Here is a 14356-nt window from a genome sequence, read left to right on the forward strand (position 1 = left end):
TGAGTGGGTGAATTGTATTATGCGCGCCGATATTGGTTAATACCTGAGCGCATAATTGCGTGCTGGAAACTCAAGGATTGATTCATGGACAGATTGACCCCCATCCGCTGTTGGCCTGCCATCATCTCGATTGTTATTACGCTGACCATCTGGTTTGTTATCCCATGTCCAGCAGATGTCACCCCCGAGGCGTGGCATCTGCTGGCGTTATTTATCGGTACTATCGCGGCAATTATTGGTAAAGCGATGCCTATCGGCGCGATTGCGATTGTGGCAATTATGCTGGTAGCCATGACCGGCGTGACGCATCCCGGTAAACCCACCGCGGCGCTGAGCGATGCGTTAAGTGGTTTCTCCAACCAGCTTATCTGGCTGATCGGCATCTCGATTATGTTGTCGCAAAGCCTGTTGAAAACGGGGCTGGGCGCGCGTATCGGCTATGGGTTTATTGCTTTGTTTGGCAAAAGAACGTTGGGTATCGCGTGGGCGCTAACGCTGGCAGAAACGCTGATCGCACCCGTTACGCCAAGCAATACCGCACGCGGCGGCGGTATTATTCACCCAGTGATGCGGGCGATTGCGGAAAGTCTGGGTTCTCAACCCGGTGACAAAGAGAACGGTGCTACAGGTCGTTATCTGGCTCTGGTGAACTACAACATTAACCCGATCAGTTCGGCAATGTTTATTACCGCTACCGCGCCAAACCCGCTTATTGTGAGTTTCTTGACCAAAGGGACGGATGGGGTGCTGAATATGACCTGGGGAATGTGGGCGATTGCGGCGCTTCTTCCTGCCGTTGTCTCACTGGTCGTGATGCCTATTGTCATCTGGTGGCTCTATCCGCCCGCTATTACACGCACGCCGAATGCGCCAGAGTTTGCCCGGGAAAAGCTGGGGGCACTCGGTCCGTTGTCGCTGGCTGAAAAAATCACCCTCGCGGTTTTCGCTTTGCTGCTCTGCCTGTGGGCAGGTGTTCCTGCCATGCTGATGGGCAGTACCTGGGCCGTTAACCCCACCAGCGCGGCGCTCATTGGCTTGTCTGTTCTGTTAGTGACAGGGGTATTGAGTTGGGACGATATCCTTAAATGCCGCGGTGCATGGGATACGATAGTCTGGTTTGCCGCACTGGTTATGATGGCGGATTTCCTGAGCAAACTGGGTCTGGTGGGGTGGCTGGCGACGAGTGTTGGTAGCGCAATTGACCATCTCGGCGTGCACTGGAGTATCGCCACGCTGCTGCTGATCCTGCTTTATGTCTATTCACACTACTTTTTCGCCAGTACCACTGCACATATCACGGCCATGTTCGCGGCTTTCTTTGCTGCCGGATTAGGCCTCGGTGCTCCACCGGCGCTGCTCGGTCTGATGCTGGGCTTCTCCTCCTCCTTGATGATGTCACTGACGCACTATGGCACGGGTACTGCGCCTATTATCTTTGGTTCGGGCTATGTCACGCTGGCGGAGTGGTGGAAAACGGGGCTGGTGATGAGTGTGGTCAACCTGACCATCTGGGGTGTTACGGGGGCCTTCTGGTGGCACTGGCTGGGATACTGGTAAAGCGGGTATAAGAAGGGGAGCGATGCTCCCCTTTTAACAACTTAGGCCTGTTTAGCGGCTTCTGCTGCTTTAACGATGACTGCGAAGGCGTCTGCTTTCAGAGAAGCACCGCCAACCAGCGCACCGTCGATGTCCGGCTGAGCGAACAGTTCTGCGGCGTTTGCTGCGTTTACAGAACCGCCGTACTGGATGATAACTTGCTCAGCGATTTTCGCATCAGCTTTAGCAATGTGGTCACGGATGAATTTGTGGACTGCCTGAGCCTGAGCAGGCGTTGCAGATTTACCGGTACCGATAGCCCATACAGGTTCGTAAGCGATAACCACGCCTTCGAATGCTGCTGCGCCCTGAGTTTTCAGCACTGCGTCGATCTGACGTGCACAAACTTCTTCAGTTTTGCCCGCTTCGTTTTCCGCTTCGGTTTCACCGATGCACAGAACCGGGGTCAGACCCTGTTCTTTCAGCACAGCGAATTTCTTCGCGATCAGCTCGTCAGACTCTTTGTGGTAAGTACGACGCTCAGAGTGACCGATAATGATGTACTGCGCGCCGATATCTTTCAGCATTTCAGCAGAAGTTTCACCGGTGAATGCGCCAGACAGGTTCAGGTCAACGTTCTGCGCGCCCAGAATGATGTGGCTACCGGCAGCGGCGTGTTTCGCCAGGTCGATATACATTTCCGGCGGAGCGATTGCTACTGCACAGCCAGCAACGCCAGCCAGTTCTTTACGCAGGTTTGCAACCAGTTCGTTTACCATGTGGCGGCTGCCGTTCAGTTTCCAGTTACCCATCACTAAAGGATGTCGCATTTCATTTCTCCACGCTTGTCAGCGAATTAAGGAAGATGGCCGCCCGTCAGGGCAGCATGGTCTGTGAAACAGTATAGAGATTCATCTGCGGAAAGGCTTTGCTTTTTGTCATCAATTCGCCTTCTCAAGACTTTCTGATAGTGCCAGCTTAATCGGTTCAACAGCGAAGGTCAGCCCCTTTTCGCCGTTATCTGCAACAACATAGCGGATTGCGCCTTCCGTTTCGGCGTAATAGTGCTTACCTTTGCCGGCAGCGAGCAGTTTTTGCAGCTTTTTCTGACTCTGTTCTTTCGTCAACAGCGGCGCGACGGTGCGAATGACGGCGGTCATGTATTCCAGCGCTTTCGCTTTGGCCGCCTTTTGTTCTGGCCCCTGAATCGGCAGCCAGGTTATCTGCATACTTTTGATTTTTAAGGTGCCGCGCTCAAGGGCGGAGGACGCATACAGGTTTTCATTAATTTTACTGGCCGCGCGGGTGAGATTTGCCCGATCGCGGCTGCTGTCGATGGCACGGAACTCATTCAGAATAAGCTTCGGATTCTGCGTATTAAAGTTTTCGCGAAACTGGCTAATCGACAGGTCAAAGGTCGGCGCACCCGCCAGTAAATAGGGGGCCGTGGTTGCCGTCGATGGCTCTTCCGCCAGCGCCGCTGTATTCACGGACATGGCTGAAAACAATAATAAAAACAGTGTAAATCCTTGCTTCATCAATCGTACCTTTCATTCTCACTGCTCACGATTAAAACGGTAACCGTCGGGCTTGTCAAAAGGGTAAACTGTTCTGGAAGGAAATAATAAAGGAACTTACATGACCATACAGCAGTGGTTATTCTCATTTAAAGGGCGTCTTGGACGCCGTGATTTCTGGATTTGGATAGGCTTGTGGATAGTCGGGATGCTGGTTCTGTTCTCGCTGGCGAGTAAACAATTGCTCGATATCCAGACGGCGGCATTTTGTCTGGTTTGTCTGCTGTGGCCGACGGCTGCAGTCACAGTAAAACGTCTGCATGATCGGGGTCGCTCCGGCGCGTGGGCGTTCCTGATGATTCTTGCATGGATGCTGCTGGCCGGAAACTGGGCAGTATTGCCCGGTGTCTGGCAATGGGCGGTAGGCCGCTTTGTTCCAACGTTGATTCTGGTGGGTATGCTTATCGATCTGGGCGCGTTCGTTGGCACCCAGGACGCAAATAAATACGGTAAGGACACGCAGGACGTAAAATACAGAGCTGACTCGTAGGCCGGATAAGCGTGAGCGCCATCCGGCAAGACCTCACCAGTAATGCTCAGCGGTCATATGGCCCGGTCGACGGCGCAGGTGTTTGGTCATTTGCCGGGTTTCTTTCAGCAACTGCTGCGTGTCGCGTACCATTTGCGGGTTTCCGCACAGCATCACATGACTGGTCGCTCTATCCATGGGTAGCCCAACAGCAGCTTCCAGCGCGCCGCTCTCAATCAACGCCGGAACTCGCCCGGTTAATGAACCTGCGGCGGTTTCACGGCTCACAACCGTCTGGATACGTAATTTACCTTCGTAGCGTTTTTCCAGGTCCTGCATTAACGGCAGATAGCTTAAATCGGCGGCATAGCGGGCGGCATGGACCAGCACCAGATTCTTAAAACGGTCCAGATCTTTGCCCAACTGCAGAATCGATAAATATGGGCCGATAGCGGTACCGGTTGCCAGCATCCATAGCGTGTCACAATCGGGGACTTCATCCAGCACGAAGAAACCGGCGGCTTCACTCACCACCTGGACTTCGTCGCCAGGTTTCAGTGCGGCCAGACGGGGGCTGAGTTTTCCGTCAGGAACCGTCACCAGATAGAACTCTAAATCGGGGTTATCAGGCGCATTCACGTAGGAATAGGCACGCTGGACGCGCTCGCCGTCGATTTCGAGGCCGAGCTTGGTAAACTGACCTGCGGTGAAGGGAAGAACCGGAGCTCGCACGGTCAAACTAAATAAGGCATCGGTCCAGTTCTGTACCTTCGTGACTTTGCCTGTTACCCAATCTGCCATGGTTTTCTCCTGTCTGCTGTGATTGCCTTATCTTCGTTCGTTGCACGAAAGATTTCCAGCCCAGATGGGCTGGAAGGCTCTATTGATCAAATCAATTACAGGATATGCGTCTGTACATCCGGATCTTTGCGATCGAGGTAGTGGATGGACTGAATACGACGGATCGTACGTGATTTCCCACGGATCAGCAGTGTTTCGGTGGTGGCAATATTACCTTTGCGGCTAATCCCTTCCAGCAGATCGCCTTTGGTTATCCCGGTCGCGGAGAAAATAACGTTGTCGCTGCGGGCCATTTCATCCAGACGCAGCGCTTTACCTGCCTCAATACCCATCGCGGCGCAGCGAGCCAGCTCCTGTTCGCCGATACGACGGTTCTCTTCGCTGTCGCCTTTGACGTCATGGCGAGCCAGCAGGCGGCCTTGCATGTCGCCATCCAGAGCGCGGATAACGGCTGCAGAGACGACACCTTCCGGCGCGCCACCAATGCCGTACAGCACGTCAACTTCGCTGTCTGGCATGCAGGTCAGAATTGAGGCCGCCACGTCGCCGTCAGGAATGGCGAAGACGCGTACGCCCAGTTTTGTCATCCCGGCAATAACCTCGTCATGGCGTGGTTTTGCCAGGATGGTAACGGTCAGTTCGCTGAGCGGTTTGTTGAGCGCGGTAGCAATGTTACGCAAGTTGGCTTCCAGCGACAGGTTCAGGTCGATGGACCCTTTTGCGCCTGGGCCGACAATCAGCTTTTCCATGTACATATCCGGCGCGTTCAGGAAGCAGCCTTTATCGCCAACGGCCAGTACGGCCAGCGCGTTGGCCTGACCCATGGCCGTCATGCGTGTGCCTTCGATAGGATCGACGGCGATGTCGACCGCATCACCAAGACCGGTCCCGACTTTTTCACCGATAAACAGCATCGGCGCTTCATCAATCTCACCCTCGCCAATCACGATGGTGCCGTCGATGTTGACCTGGTTGAGCATAATACGCATGGCGTTCACCGCCGCGCCGTCGGCGGTATTTTTATCGCCGCGGCCCAGCCATTTATAGCCAGCCAGCGCGGCCGCTTCGGTCACGCGTGAAAATTCAATGGCAAGTTCTCGTCTCATTGCAAACTCGTAGCTGAAAGGAATGGCGCGAAGTGTAGCACAGGGGAGGGGACGAGATTATTGATGTGTGTGCGGGGTTGCCCCCGCACGAAGAGATTGCCGGATAAGCCAAAGTTGCCATCCGGCAATGACGTATTACTCGTCGTGATCTTCCCACGCCAGAGCGCGTTTGACCGCTTTTTTCCAGCCGCTGTAACGGAAGTTACGTTCGGTGGTTTCGATGCCAGGGCGGAACTCACGCTCAATGACCGCTTTTTCCTGCAGCTCATCCAGATTCTGCCAGAAGCCGACAGCCAGACCGGCCAGATATGCTGCGCCTAATGCGGTGACTTCGCGGACTTCCGGACGCTCTACGCGGGTACCCAGAATGTCAGACTGGAACTGCATCAGGAAGTTGTTGGCGACCGCACCGCCGTCAACGCGCAGGGCGTGCAGACGAATACCGGAGTCAGCTTGCATCGCTTCCAGAACATCACGCGTCTGATAAGCGATAGACTCAAGCGTTGCACGGATGATGTGGTTGGAGTTTACGCCACGGGTCAGGCCGAAGATGGCGCCGCGTGCATACGGGTCCCAGTACGGTGCACCCAAACCGGTGAACGCCGGAACAACATATACGCCGTTGGTGTCTTTCACTTTGGTGGCGAAATACTCAGAGTCGAATGCATCGCTGATGAGTTTCATTTCATCGCGCAGCCACTGGATGGATGCGCCAGCCATAAATACCGCACCTTCCAGCGCGTAGTTCACTTCCCCGGTCGGTCCGCAGGCGATAGTGGTCAGAAGTCCATTTTCTGACTTAACGGCTTTCTCGCCAGTATTCATCAGCATGAAGCAGCCAGTACCGTAGGTGTTCTTCGCCATCCCTTCTTTCACGCACAACTGGCCGAATAGTGCAGCCTGCTGGTCACCCGCGATACCGGAGATAGGAATACGTGTGCCGCCTTTACCACCGATGTTGGTCTGGCCATAGACTTCAGAAGAACGACGCACTTCTGGCAGCATGGCACGCGGAATGTCCAGCGCATCCAGCATCGTGTCATCCCAGTCCAGGGAGTGGATGTTGAACAGCATGGTACGCGAGGCGTTGGTGTAATCCGTGACGTGTACGCGTCCCTGAGTCATTTTCCAGATAAGCCAGGTGTCAACGGTACCGAACAGCAGTTCGCCGCGACGAGCGCGCTCACGCGAGCCTTCTACGTGGTCGAGGATCCACTTCACCTTGGTACCGGAGAAGTACGGGTCAATCACCAGGCCGGTGTTGTTACGGATGTATTCTTCCATGCCATCGCGCTTGAGCTTTTCGCAGATATCTGCGGTACGACGACACTGCCACACAATGGCGTTATAGATTGGTTTACCGGTCTCACGCTCCCAGACGATGGTGGTCTCACGCTGGTTGGTAATACCGATCGCTGCAATTTCATCGGAACTGATATCGGCTTTCGCCAGAACTTCAACCAGCGTAGAGCTTTGGGTTGCCCAAATTTCCATTGGGTCGTGTTCTACCCAACCTGCTTTCGGGTAGATTTGTTCGAATTCGCGCTGTGAAACGGCAACGATATTCGCATCGTGGTCCATTACGACCGCGCGGGAGCTGGTGGTGCCCTGGTCGAGCGCAACGATATATTTTTTTTCAGTCATAATTTTTGTCCCGTAGTCACATTACAGCGAAGCTTTTTGTTGAGTGTTAGCCGCCGCGTCTTTTTCTTCAATCGCGCAGACATCGCACGGTAAATGGCGACCAATCAGTTTGCGATATGCCCATGCGCCCAAAATCGCGCCGGTAATCGGGCCAAACACCGGAACCAGGAAGTAAGGGATATCGCGACCACCTGTGAAGGCAATCTCACCCCATCCGGCCATCCAGGCGAAGAGTTTCGGTCCGAAGTCACGTGCCGGGTTCATCGCAAAACCGGTCAGTGGGCCCATGGATGCACCAATAACGGCAATCAGTAAGCCGATCAGCAGCGGTGCCAGTGGACCACGCGGTACACCATTACCATCATCGGTCAGTGCCAGAATCAGCCCCATTAGAATAGCGGTAATGACCATTTCAACCGCGAAGGCCTGCACAAAATTGATATGCGGGTTTGGATAGGTGGAGAAAGTACCTGCCAGATTGAGGCTTTCTACACTACCGCGCACGATATGGTTCGTTTGTTCGAAATCGATGAAAAGATTGTAATAAAGCCCGTAAACCAGTGCCGCTGCGCAAAAGGCGCCGGCAATTTGCGAAATAATAAAAGGAACGACTTTGCGTTTGTCAAAACACGCAAACAGCCATAGTGCGATTGTGACTGCTGGATTCAGGTGTGCGCCAGAAACGCCTGCGGTCAGATAGATAGCCATGGCTACCCCCAGACCCCAGATGATACTGATTTCCCACTGACCAAAAGTAGCCCCGGCCACTTTGAGTGCAGCGACACAACCCACACCGAAGAAAATCAACAACCCGGTACCGAGGAATTCAGCAATGCACTGGCCTTTCAAGGTTGATGTTTGACTCATAATCGGATCCTGAAGAGTTTAATGTTTATTGTATGCGAGAAGGTCACTGACATCCCCGGAGCCGGTAGGCACACTGTTAATTTATCGTTAACGCTCAAAAACGAGAAATATCGAAATTAAAATGTGTGTACTCCATCAACAAAATGAGCGTTTTCGCGCCATTGCGCGGTATTTGTTATACAAAAATAGTGTGAGCTGAATCATTTCACCGATCATCCTGTTAACACTTAAGAGTTATGACAGTTGTGTCACCAGGACAAAGATTAAAAGTGTTGCAAACCGCGATCTGCGCGGGATGCCGCTGGACAGGGATGGCGCGGCTTCATACAATCGGTGTTAAGTAGTGTGCGCTCGTTTTTATTAAGGCGTCGCCGGTTATCGGGACGAGGATTTTTATCCATCAACGCCTTGCAATTCAGGAGAGGTATGACGATGTCATTAGAAGTGTTTGAGAAACTGGAAGCAAAAGTACAGCAGGCGATTGATACCATCACGCTGTTGCAGATGGAAATCGAAGAGCTGAAAGAAAAGAACAACTCACTGTCGCAGGAAGTTCAGACTGCACAGCAGCAGCGTGAAGAGCTGGAGCGTGAGAACAACAACCTGAAAGAACAGCAGAACGGCTGGCAGGATCGTCTGCATGCCCTTTTAGGTCGTATGGAAGAAGTCTAATTACGCTTCATCTTTCGTGCCGTAGCTGCGTTGGCTGCGCTCAGTTACCCCAGTCACGTAGTTTACTACGCTCCTGGGGATACCTTCGTTTGCCGCCTTGCTACAACACGAAATCTATTGCGTAATCGTTCCTGTGTAGGCCGGATAAGGCGTAAGCCGTCATCCGGCAATACAATCGTTTTACCGTAACACAACGTTAATTTCAGGCATTCAAACCCCCATCTACGTCCAGACCAGTGCCGGAAATCTGCCCAGCCGCTGGGCTTGCCAGAAACGTCACCGCCGCTGCAACATCCTCCGGTGTACCGTAATGCCCTGTCGCAATAAGCTGCCGTTGGGATTCTGCCTGCTCGCCATCTGCCGGGTTCATATCACTGTCAGTTGGGCCGGGATGAACAAGATTAACGGTAATACCCCGTGGGCCGAGATCGCGAGCCAGGCCACGGGTTAGCGAGTTGAGCGCTGATTTAGTCATCGCGTAGACAGCAATTCCCGGCTGGGCGACGCGGTTGGCAAGACAACTGCCAATATTGATGATTCGCCCACCTTCAGGGAGATGCGGCAGCGCGGCCTGTATGGCAACCACCACGCCACGGATATTCACGTTAATCAATGCGTCGATGTCCTCCAGTGACAGCGACTCCAGCGGGCCGCCACGTGCGATCCCTGCGTTGTTGACCAGAATATCCAGTCCTCCGAGTGACTGTACAGTGCGGTGTACGGCGTTCTGAATCGCCTGAGCGTCTGCACTGTTTGCCTGAATCGCCTCACCATGGCGGCCAAGCGCTGTAATTTCATCGGCAACGGCCTGGGCTTTCTCCGCAGATTTTTCATAGGTTATAACAACATCAGCACCGGCTTTCGCCAGCGACAGTGCAATGGCGCGCCCTAATCCACGACTGGCTCCGGTGACCAGCGCTTTTTTACCTGTCAGATCGATATGCATGATGACCTCGTGATGAGAGTGATGAGATTCATCATTAGGTATAGAGAGAGTTTTTTCTTCGTCAATGCGCAGGATAGGGGAATCGGAAGGGTGGTGTGGCAAAAAAAAGCCAGTCAGTTGTTTAACCGACTGGCATCACACCAAATTGCGGTGTTTTCTTTACTCGATATCGAGCGGGTCTTCGGAGAGGATTATCCCGGTGTTGTCGGCGTACAGGTGGTCGCCAGAGAAGAACGTTACGCCGCCAAAGTTGACGCGCACATCGCTTTCCCCGATACCTTCTCCTGAAGCACCGACCGGAATGGCAGCAATCGCCTGAATGCCGATATCCAGTTCTTCCAGATCGTCTACCTGACGGACTGAGCCGTAGATGACCAGACCTTCCCATTCATTCTGTACGGCCAGTCGAGCCAGTTCGGCATCGACCAGCGCACGACGGACAGAACCGCCGCCATCGACCAACAGAATGCGACCACGGCCATTTTGTTCGAGCAGATCGTACAGCAACCCGTTGTCCTCGAAACATTTTACCGTGATGATTTGTCCGCCAAACGACGACCGTCCTCCAAAGTTAGAGAACAGTGGTTCCACGACGTTGACATCTTCCTGATAGATGTCACAAAGCTCGGATGTATCGTATTTCATAGGCTCAACGTTCAGTTGCTGCGAGAATTTTTAGTATATCGCGCTATGTGTACTGTTGGCAAAATCATCAATTGTTAATTGATATTTGTCAGTTAAAGAGACCACTGACTTAAGAAAATTCCAACGACAAACAGCAGGTTAGTTAACAATGCCGCTTTTACGGTGCGTTCCAGCATCGGGCGCATTGCCGCTGGATCCATCTCACGCATCACGTATCGCGCCTGCTTAATCAGTAGCGGAGCGGCGAGGATAAACAGCCATCCCCACAGGCTTTGCAGTGAAAACAGGTTAAACAGCGCCAGGCAGACCAGCGTCCCCATCAGCAGACAGGCGTGGTAGCGGCGGGCATTGACGGCGCCTAAACGCACCACCAGCGTATTCTTGCCGTTCTCTCTGTCGCTGTTGATATCGCGCAGGTTGTTGACGTTGAGCACGGCAGTTGCCAGCAGGCCGCAGGCGGTTGCCGGCAGGATTAACGCCGGAATCAGCGTATGCGCCTGCAGATACCAGCTTCCCATAACGCTCAGCCAGCCGAAGAACACCAGCACGGAAATATCACCGAGGCCGATGTAGCCGTAAGGGCGATTACCTACGGTGTAAGTGATCGCGGCGATAATCGACAGGCTGCCGAGAATCAGGAAGCCGACAAAATCCGCTAGTGTGTGACAGGCCACCGCCACCAGCGCCAGACCGGACAGGCAGATTAAGACCACGGTGACAATCAGCGCACGCTTCATCTCCTGCTGGGTAATAACGCCTTTTTGCATGCCACGCAGCGGTCCGATGCGGTCGGGCTTGTCACTGCCTTTGACGGCATCGCCATAGTCGTTCGCGAGATTGGACAGGATTTGCAGCAGTCCTGCAGTAATCAATGCCAGCAGAGCGACCAGCGGATCAAAGAACCCTTGCCACCATGCTAATGCCGTACCGACGATGATCGCCGCGAAGGCGAGCGGTAAGGTCTTAGGTCGTAAACTTTCCAGCCAGGCTTGTGAGCGGCTAATTTGTTGTTGTTCAGTCATATTTAGCGCCAATAAAAATGGGGCTTTATCAGCCCCATCAACAGTGATGAAAATGCATTGAACGCGATTATAGGATAAAACGGCTCAGATCTTCATCTGCGACCAGCGCATCCAAATGTTTGCTCACATATTCGGCATCAATTGTGATGCTTTGGCCGTTCAAATCGCTCGCATCATAGGAAATATCTTCCATCAGACGCTCAAGAACGGTATGCAGGCGACGCGCACCGATGTTTTCGGTGGTTTCGTTAACCTGCCAGGCCGCTTCGGCAATGCGTTTAATACCGGATTCAGTGAAGTTGATGTCCACACCTTCAGTCGCCATCAGCGCTTTGTACTGCACGGTGATAGAGGCATTCGGTTCGGTAAGGATACGCTCAAAATCGCTGGTGGTCAGCGCCTGAAGTTCCACACGAATCGGCAGGCGACCCTGCAGTTCCGGGATCAGGTCGGACGGTTTCGCCACCTGGAATGCGCCAGAGGCGATAAACAGGATGTGATCGGTTTTCACCATGCCGTGCTTGGTAGAGACGGTGCAGCCTTCAACCAGCGGCAGCAGGTCGCGCTGTACGCCTTCGCGGGACACGTCCGGGCCGGAGGATTCGCCGCGTTTACAGATTTTGTCGATTTCGTCGATAAACACGATCCCGTGCTGCTCAACGGCGTCGATAGCTTCCTGTTTCAGCTCTTCCGGATTGACCAGTTTGGCCGCTTCTTCTTCAATCAGCAGCTTCATTGCGTCTTTGATTTTCAGCTTACGCGGTTTTTGCTTCTGACCGCCCAGGTTCTGGAACATGGACTGCAGCTGGCTGGTCATCTCTTCCATTCCCGGAGGCGCCATAATTTCAACGCCCATCGGTGCGGCCGCGAGATCGATTTCGATCTCTTTGTCATCCAGTTGGCCTTCACGCAGTTTTTTACGGAACGCCTGACGCGCTGCAGAAGGTTCCTGCGGCTGCTCTGACTGTCCCCAGTTATTTTTAGCCGGTGGGATCAGCACATCGAGAATGCGCTCTTCCGCCATCTCTTCAGCGCGGAAGCGGTTTTTCTCGATCGCCTGAACGCGAACCATTTTGATGGCGGCATCGGTCAGATCGCGGATGATCGAGTCAACTTCTTTACCTACATAGCCAACTTCGGTGAATTTCGTTGCTTCAACTTTGATGAACGGCGCGTTGGCCAGTTTTGCCAGGCGACGGGCGATTTCGGTTTTACCGACGCCGGTCGGGCCAATCATCAGAATGTTTTTCGGTGTGACTTCATGGCGCAGTTCTTCGTTGAGCTGCATGCGGCGCCAGCGGTTACGCAGGGCAATCGCCACGGAACGCTTAGCGTTATCCTGGCCGATGATGTGTTTGTTCAGTTCGCTGACAATTTCGCGTGGGGTCATTTCAGACATGGGGGATCCTTACGCTTTGGAGTTCAATTCTTCGATGGTATGGAAGTGGTTGGTATAAATGCAGATATCCCCTGCAATATCCAACGCTTTCTCAGCAATTTCGCGTGCGCCAAGCTCGGTGTTTTCCAGCAGAGCGCGTGCTGCAGCCTGGGCGTAGGGACCGCCGGAGCCGATGGCAATCAGATCGTTTTCTGGCTGAATGACGTCACCGTTACCGGTGATGATGAGCGATGCTGTTTCATCTGCAACGGCCAGCAACGCTTCGAGTTTGCGCAGCATACGGTCGGTACGCCAGTCTTTAGCCAGCTCAACGGCGGCCTTAACCAGGTGACCCTGGTGCATTTCCAGTTTACGTTCAAACAGTTCAAACAGCGTGAATGCATCCGCAGTCCCGCCCGCAAAGCCCGCAATGACTTTGTCGTTGTACAGACGGCGGACTTTTTTCACGTTGCCTTTCATTACGGTGTTACCCAGTGTGGCCTGACCATCACCGGCGATTACCACATGGCCGTTACGGCGTACGCTTACTATTGTTGTCACGAGCAGACCCCTTGGTTACAAATGCAGAATACAGGCCCCGCACAGTTGTACGGGGCGTAATGCAAGTATAGATGGGGGAGATTTTGGGGGTTTCAACCCCCAGTGGCGAGTCGAATGCAGTTTGTGTGGCCGGCAACTTTCAGGCGGCTGATGGTATTGTCGGCATTTTCCTTGCCTTTCACCGGGCCAATCACCACGCGATTCCAGCCGTTGTTGGTGGTAATGCGGGAGTTGAAGCCTTCAAAAGCCAGCTGCGCCCGCACGGTTTCTGCTTGCTCTGCGCCTTTAAATGACCCGCACTGCACCATCCAGCGGCGTTCGTCTTTTTTCTCCGCCGTCTGTTTTGGCGGCTGCGTTTCATTCGTTATTGGCGCGGCCGGCTGCGTTTTCGGCTGCGCGGCGGTGGTGTGCGCAGGCGTCTGCAACAGATCCTGATACGGCTGCTGGGTCACTGGTTTTGGCTGCGCTTTCGGCTGTTGTACCGGTGCGGCTTGTGCCGTACGCGTTTGTGGCTGCTGGTAAGGCTGTTCCGTCGCCCGTGGGCGCGGCTGCTGAGCCTGCTGCTGCGTGTTGGCCCATTGCTGTTGCTGCACCTGGCGTTGGCGCTGCAGCGTTTGCTGGCGCTGTTCAGGCGTTTGTTCGTTCCACGGTACTTCGTTGAGCTGTGTCGGCTGTTGACGCATATCAGCCTGCATTTGCGCCAGCAACTGGCGCTGCTCATTGGTCAACTGATCGGCGTTAAGCACTTCGCCACCCGCAGAGGGTTCGGTAGGTGCACGCACGCCAGGCTGACGGCTTTCCAGCTCTTTGATATAGCGCCAGCGTTCTTCCGGTTTAGGCGGGATGCCATTACCGGTGACTTTCTGGCTTTGCAGCGTCTCGGACTCTTCTTTCTTGTGATGCGTAATGAAGTACAGACCACCGATAAAGGTCACGAGTACGGCTGCAGCAATAGCGACCATCGCGGGGGATACCGCTGGCGTACTGCGTTGCTTTTTCCGTGATGTGCTCTTTTTGCGCCGCGAAGGTGCCGGTTGGCCGCGACGTACATAATCTCGTTGTGCCACTATCGTTTCGCTGTATTTATTCGTTCGTCAGCCCGCCATGTTACTTAAGCGACGGGCCTTTGACC

At 53.8% G+C, this 14356-nt stretch carries 15 protein-coding genes; 3 read left to right on the forward strand and 12 right to left on the reverse strand.

What is annotated here, in order from left to right; all coding sequences use genetic code 11:
• The first annotated feature begins 84 nt into the window (after positions 1-84).
• Positions 85-1557 carry a DASS family sodium-coupled anion symporter gene (locus AL515_RS02350; RefSeq protein WP_061066967.1) on the forward strand — a complete coding sequence of 491 codons (1473 nt, stop codon included), beginning with the start codon at positions 85-87 and terminating at the stop codon, positions 1555-1557.
• Positions 1558-1598: 41 nt separating this feature from the next.
• Here the strand turns inward: AL515_RS02350 and tpiA are convergent, their stop codons facing one another.
• Both tpiA and AL515_RS02360 read right to left on the reverse strand, forming a co-directional pair.
• Positions 1599-2366 (reverse strand): triose-phosphate isomerase, encoded by a 768-nt coding sequence (gene tpiA / locus AL515_RS02355; protein WP_003028783.1) that lies wholly within the window; start codon positions 2364-2366, stop codon positions 1599-1601.
• Between the two features lie 111 nt (positions 2367-2477).
• Positions 2478-3074 (reverse strand): YiiQ family protein, encoded by a 597-nt coding sequence (locus AL515_RS02360; protein ID WP_061066968.1) that lies wholly within the window; start codon positions 3072-3074, stop codon positions 2478-2480.
• Positions 3075-3174: 100 nt separating this feature from the next.
• On the opposite strand from AL515_RS02360, the gene AL515_RS02365 reads away from it, so the two are divergent.
• Positions 3175-3603: a DUF805 domain-containing protein gene (locus AL515_RS02365; protein ID WP_005121733.1), complete on the forward strand. Its 429-nt coding sequence runs from the start codon at positions 3175-3177 to the stop codon at positions 3601-3603.
• Positions 3604-3636: 33 nt separating this feature from the next.
• On the opposite strand, the gene fpr is transcribed toward AL515_RS02365, so the two are convergent.
• The 4 genes from fpr to AL515_RS02385 form a co-directional block, all read right to left on the reverse strand.
• Positions 3637-4383 (reverse strand): ferredoxin--NADP(+) reductase, encoded by a 747-nt coding sequence (fpr, locus tag AL515_RS02370; RefSeq protein WP_061066969.1) that lies wholly within the window; start codon positions 4381-4383, stop codon positions 3637-3639.
• Between the two features lie 95 nt (positions 4384-4478).
• Entirely contained in the window at positions 4479-5489 is a 1011-nt protein-coding gene (gene glpX, locus AL515_RS02375) for a class II fructose-bisphosphatase (RefSeq protein WP_061066970.1), read from the reverse strand.
• Positions 5490-5624: 135 nt separating this feature from the next.
• Positions 5625-7133 (reverse strand): glycerol kinase GlpK, encoded by a 1509-nt coding sequence (glpK, locus tag AL515_RS02380; RefSeq protein ID WP_048213999.1) that lies wholly within the window; start codon positions 7131-7133, stop codon positions 5625-5627.
• A 21-nt stretch (positions 7134-7154) separates the two neighbouring features.
• Positions 7155-8000, reverse strand: a complete 846-nt coding sequence (locus AL515_RS02385; RefSeq protein ID WP_048213998.1) for an MIP/aquaporin family protein — start codon at positions 7998-8000, stop codon at positions 7155-7157.
• A gap of 426 nt (positions 8001-8426) precedes the next feature.
• Between AL515_RS02385 and zapB the strand changes: the two genes are divergently transcribed.
• Complete coding sequence (zapB, locus tag AL515_RS02390; RefSeq protein WP_088732415.1) at positions 8427-8672, forward strand: septal ring assembly protein ZapB; 246 nt, start codon at positions 8427-8429, stop codon at positions 8670-8672.
• Positions 8673-8874: 202 nt separating this feature from the next.
• Here the strand turns inward: zapB and AL515_RS02395 are convergent, their stop codons facing one another.
• The 6 genes from AL515_RS02395 to ftsN form a co-directional block, all read right to left on the reverse strand.
• On the reverse strand, positions 8875-9618 hold the full coding sequence (locus AL515_RS02395) for an SDR family NAD(P)-dependent oxidoreductase (RefSeq protein ID WP_061066971.1): 744 nt from the start codon (positions 9616-9618) through the stop codon (positions 8875-8877).
• 159 nt (positions 9619-9777) lie between these two features.
• Positions 9778-10263 carry a ribonuclease E activity regulator RraA gene (gene rraA / locus AL515_RS02400; protein WP_008787034.1) on the reverse strand — a complete coding sequence of 162 codons (486 nt, stop codon included), beginning with the start codon at positions 10261-10263 and terminating at the stop codon, positions 9778-9780.
• Positions 10264-10355: 92 nt separating this feature from the next.
• Positions 10356-11285: a 1,4-dihydroxy-2-naphthoate polyprenyltransferase gene (menA, locus tag AL515_RS02405; RefSeq protein WP_061066972.1), complete on the reverse strand. Its 930-nt coding sequence runs from the start codon at positions 11283-11285 to the stop codon at positions 10356-10358.
• 67 nt (positions 11286-11352) lie between these two features.
• The gene (gene hslU, locus AL515_RS02410) at positions 11353-12684 is read right to left on the reverse strand and encodes an HslU--HslV peptidase ATPase subunit (RefSeq protein ID WP_003028803.1); all 1332 of its coding nucleotides are present in this window, start codon (positions 12682-12684) and stop codon (positions 11353-11355) included.
• 9 nt (positions 12685-12693) lie between these two features.
• Positions 12694-13224 (reverse strand): ATP-dependent protease subunit HslV, encoded by a 531-nt coding sequence (gene hslV, locus AL515_RS02415; protein ID WP_003028805.1) that lies wholly within the window; start codon positions 13222-13224, stop codon positions 12694-12696.
• 92 nt (positions 13225-13316) lie between these two features.
• Positions 13317-14291, reverse strand: coding sequence for a cell division protein FtsN (ftsN, locus tag AL515_RS02420; RefSeq protein ID WP_071887306.1), 975 nt, complete (start codon positions 14289-14291; stop codon positions 13317-13319).
• Positions 14292-14356: the final 65 nt, after the last annotated feature.

The sequence above is a fragment of the Citrobacter sp. FDAARGOS_156 genome (assembly GCF_001559235.2).
Taxonomy (GTDB): domain Bacteria; phylum Pseudomonadota; class Gammaproteobacteria; order Enterobacterales; family Enterobacteriaceae; genus Citrobacter; species Citrobacter youngae.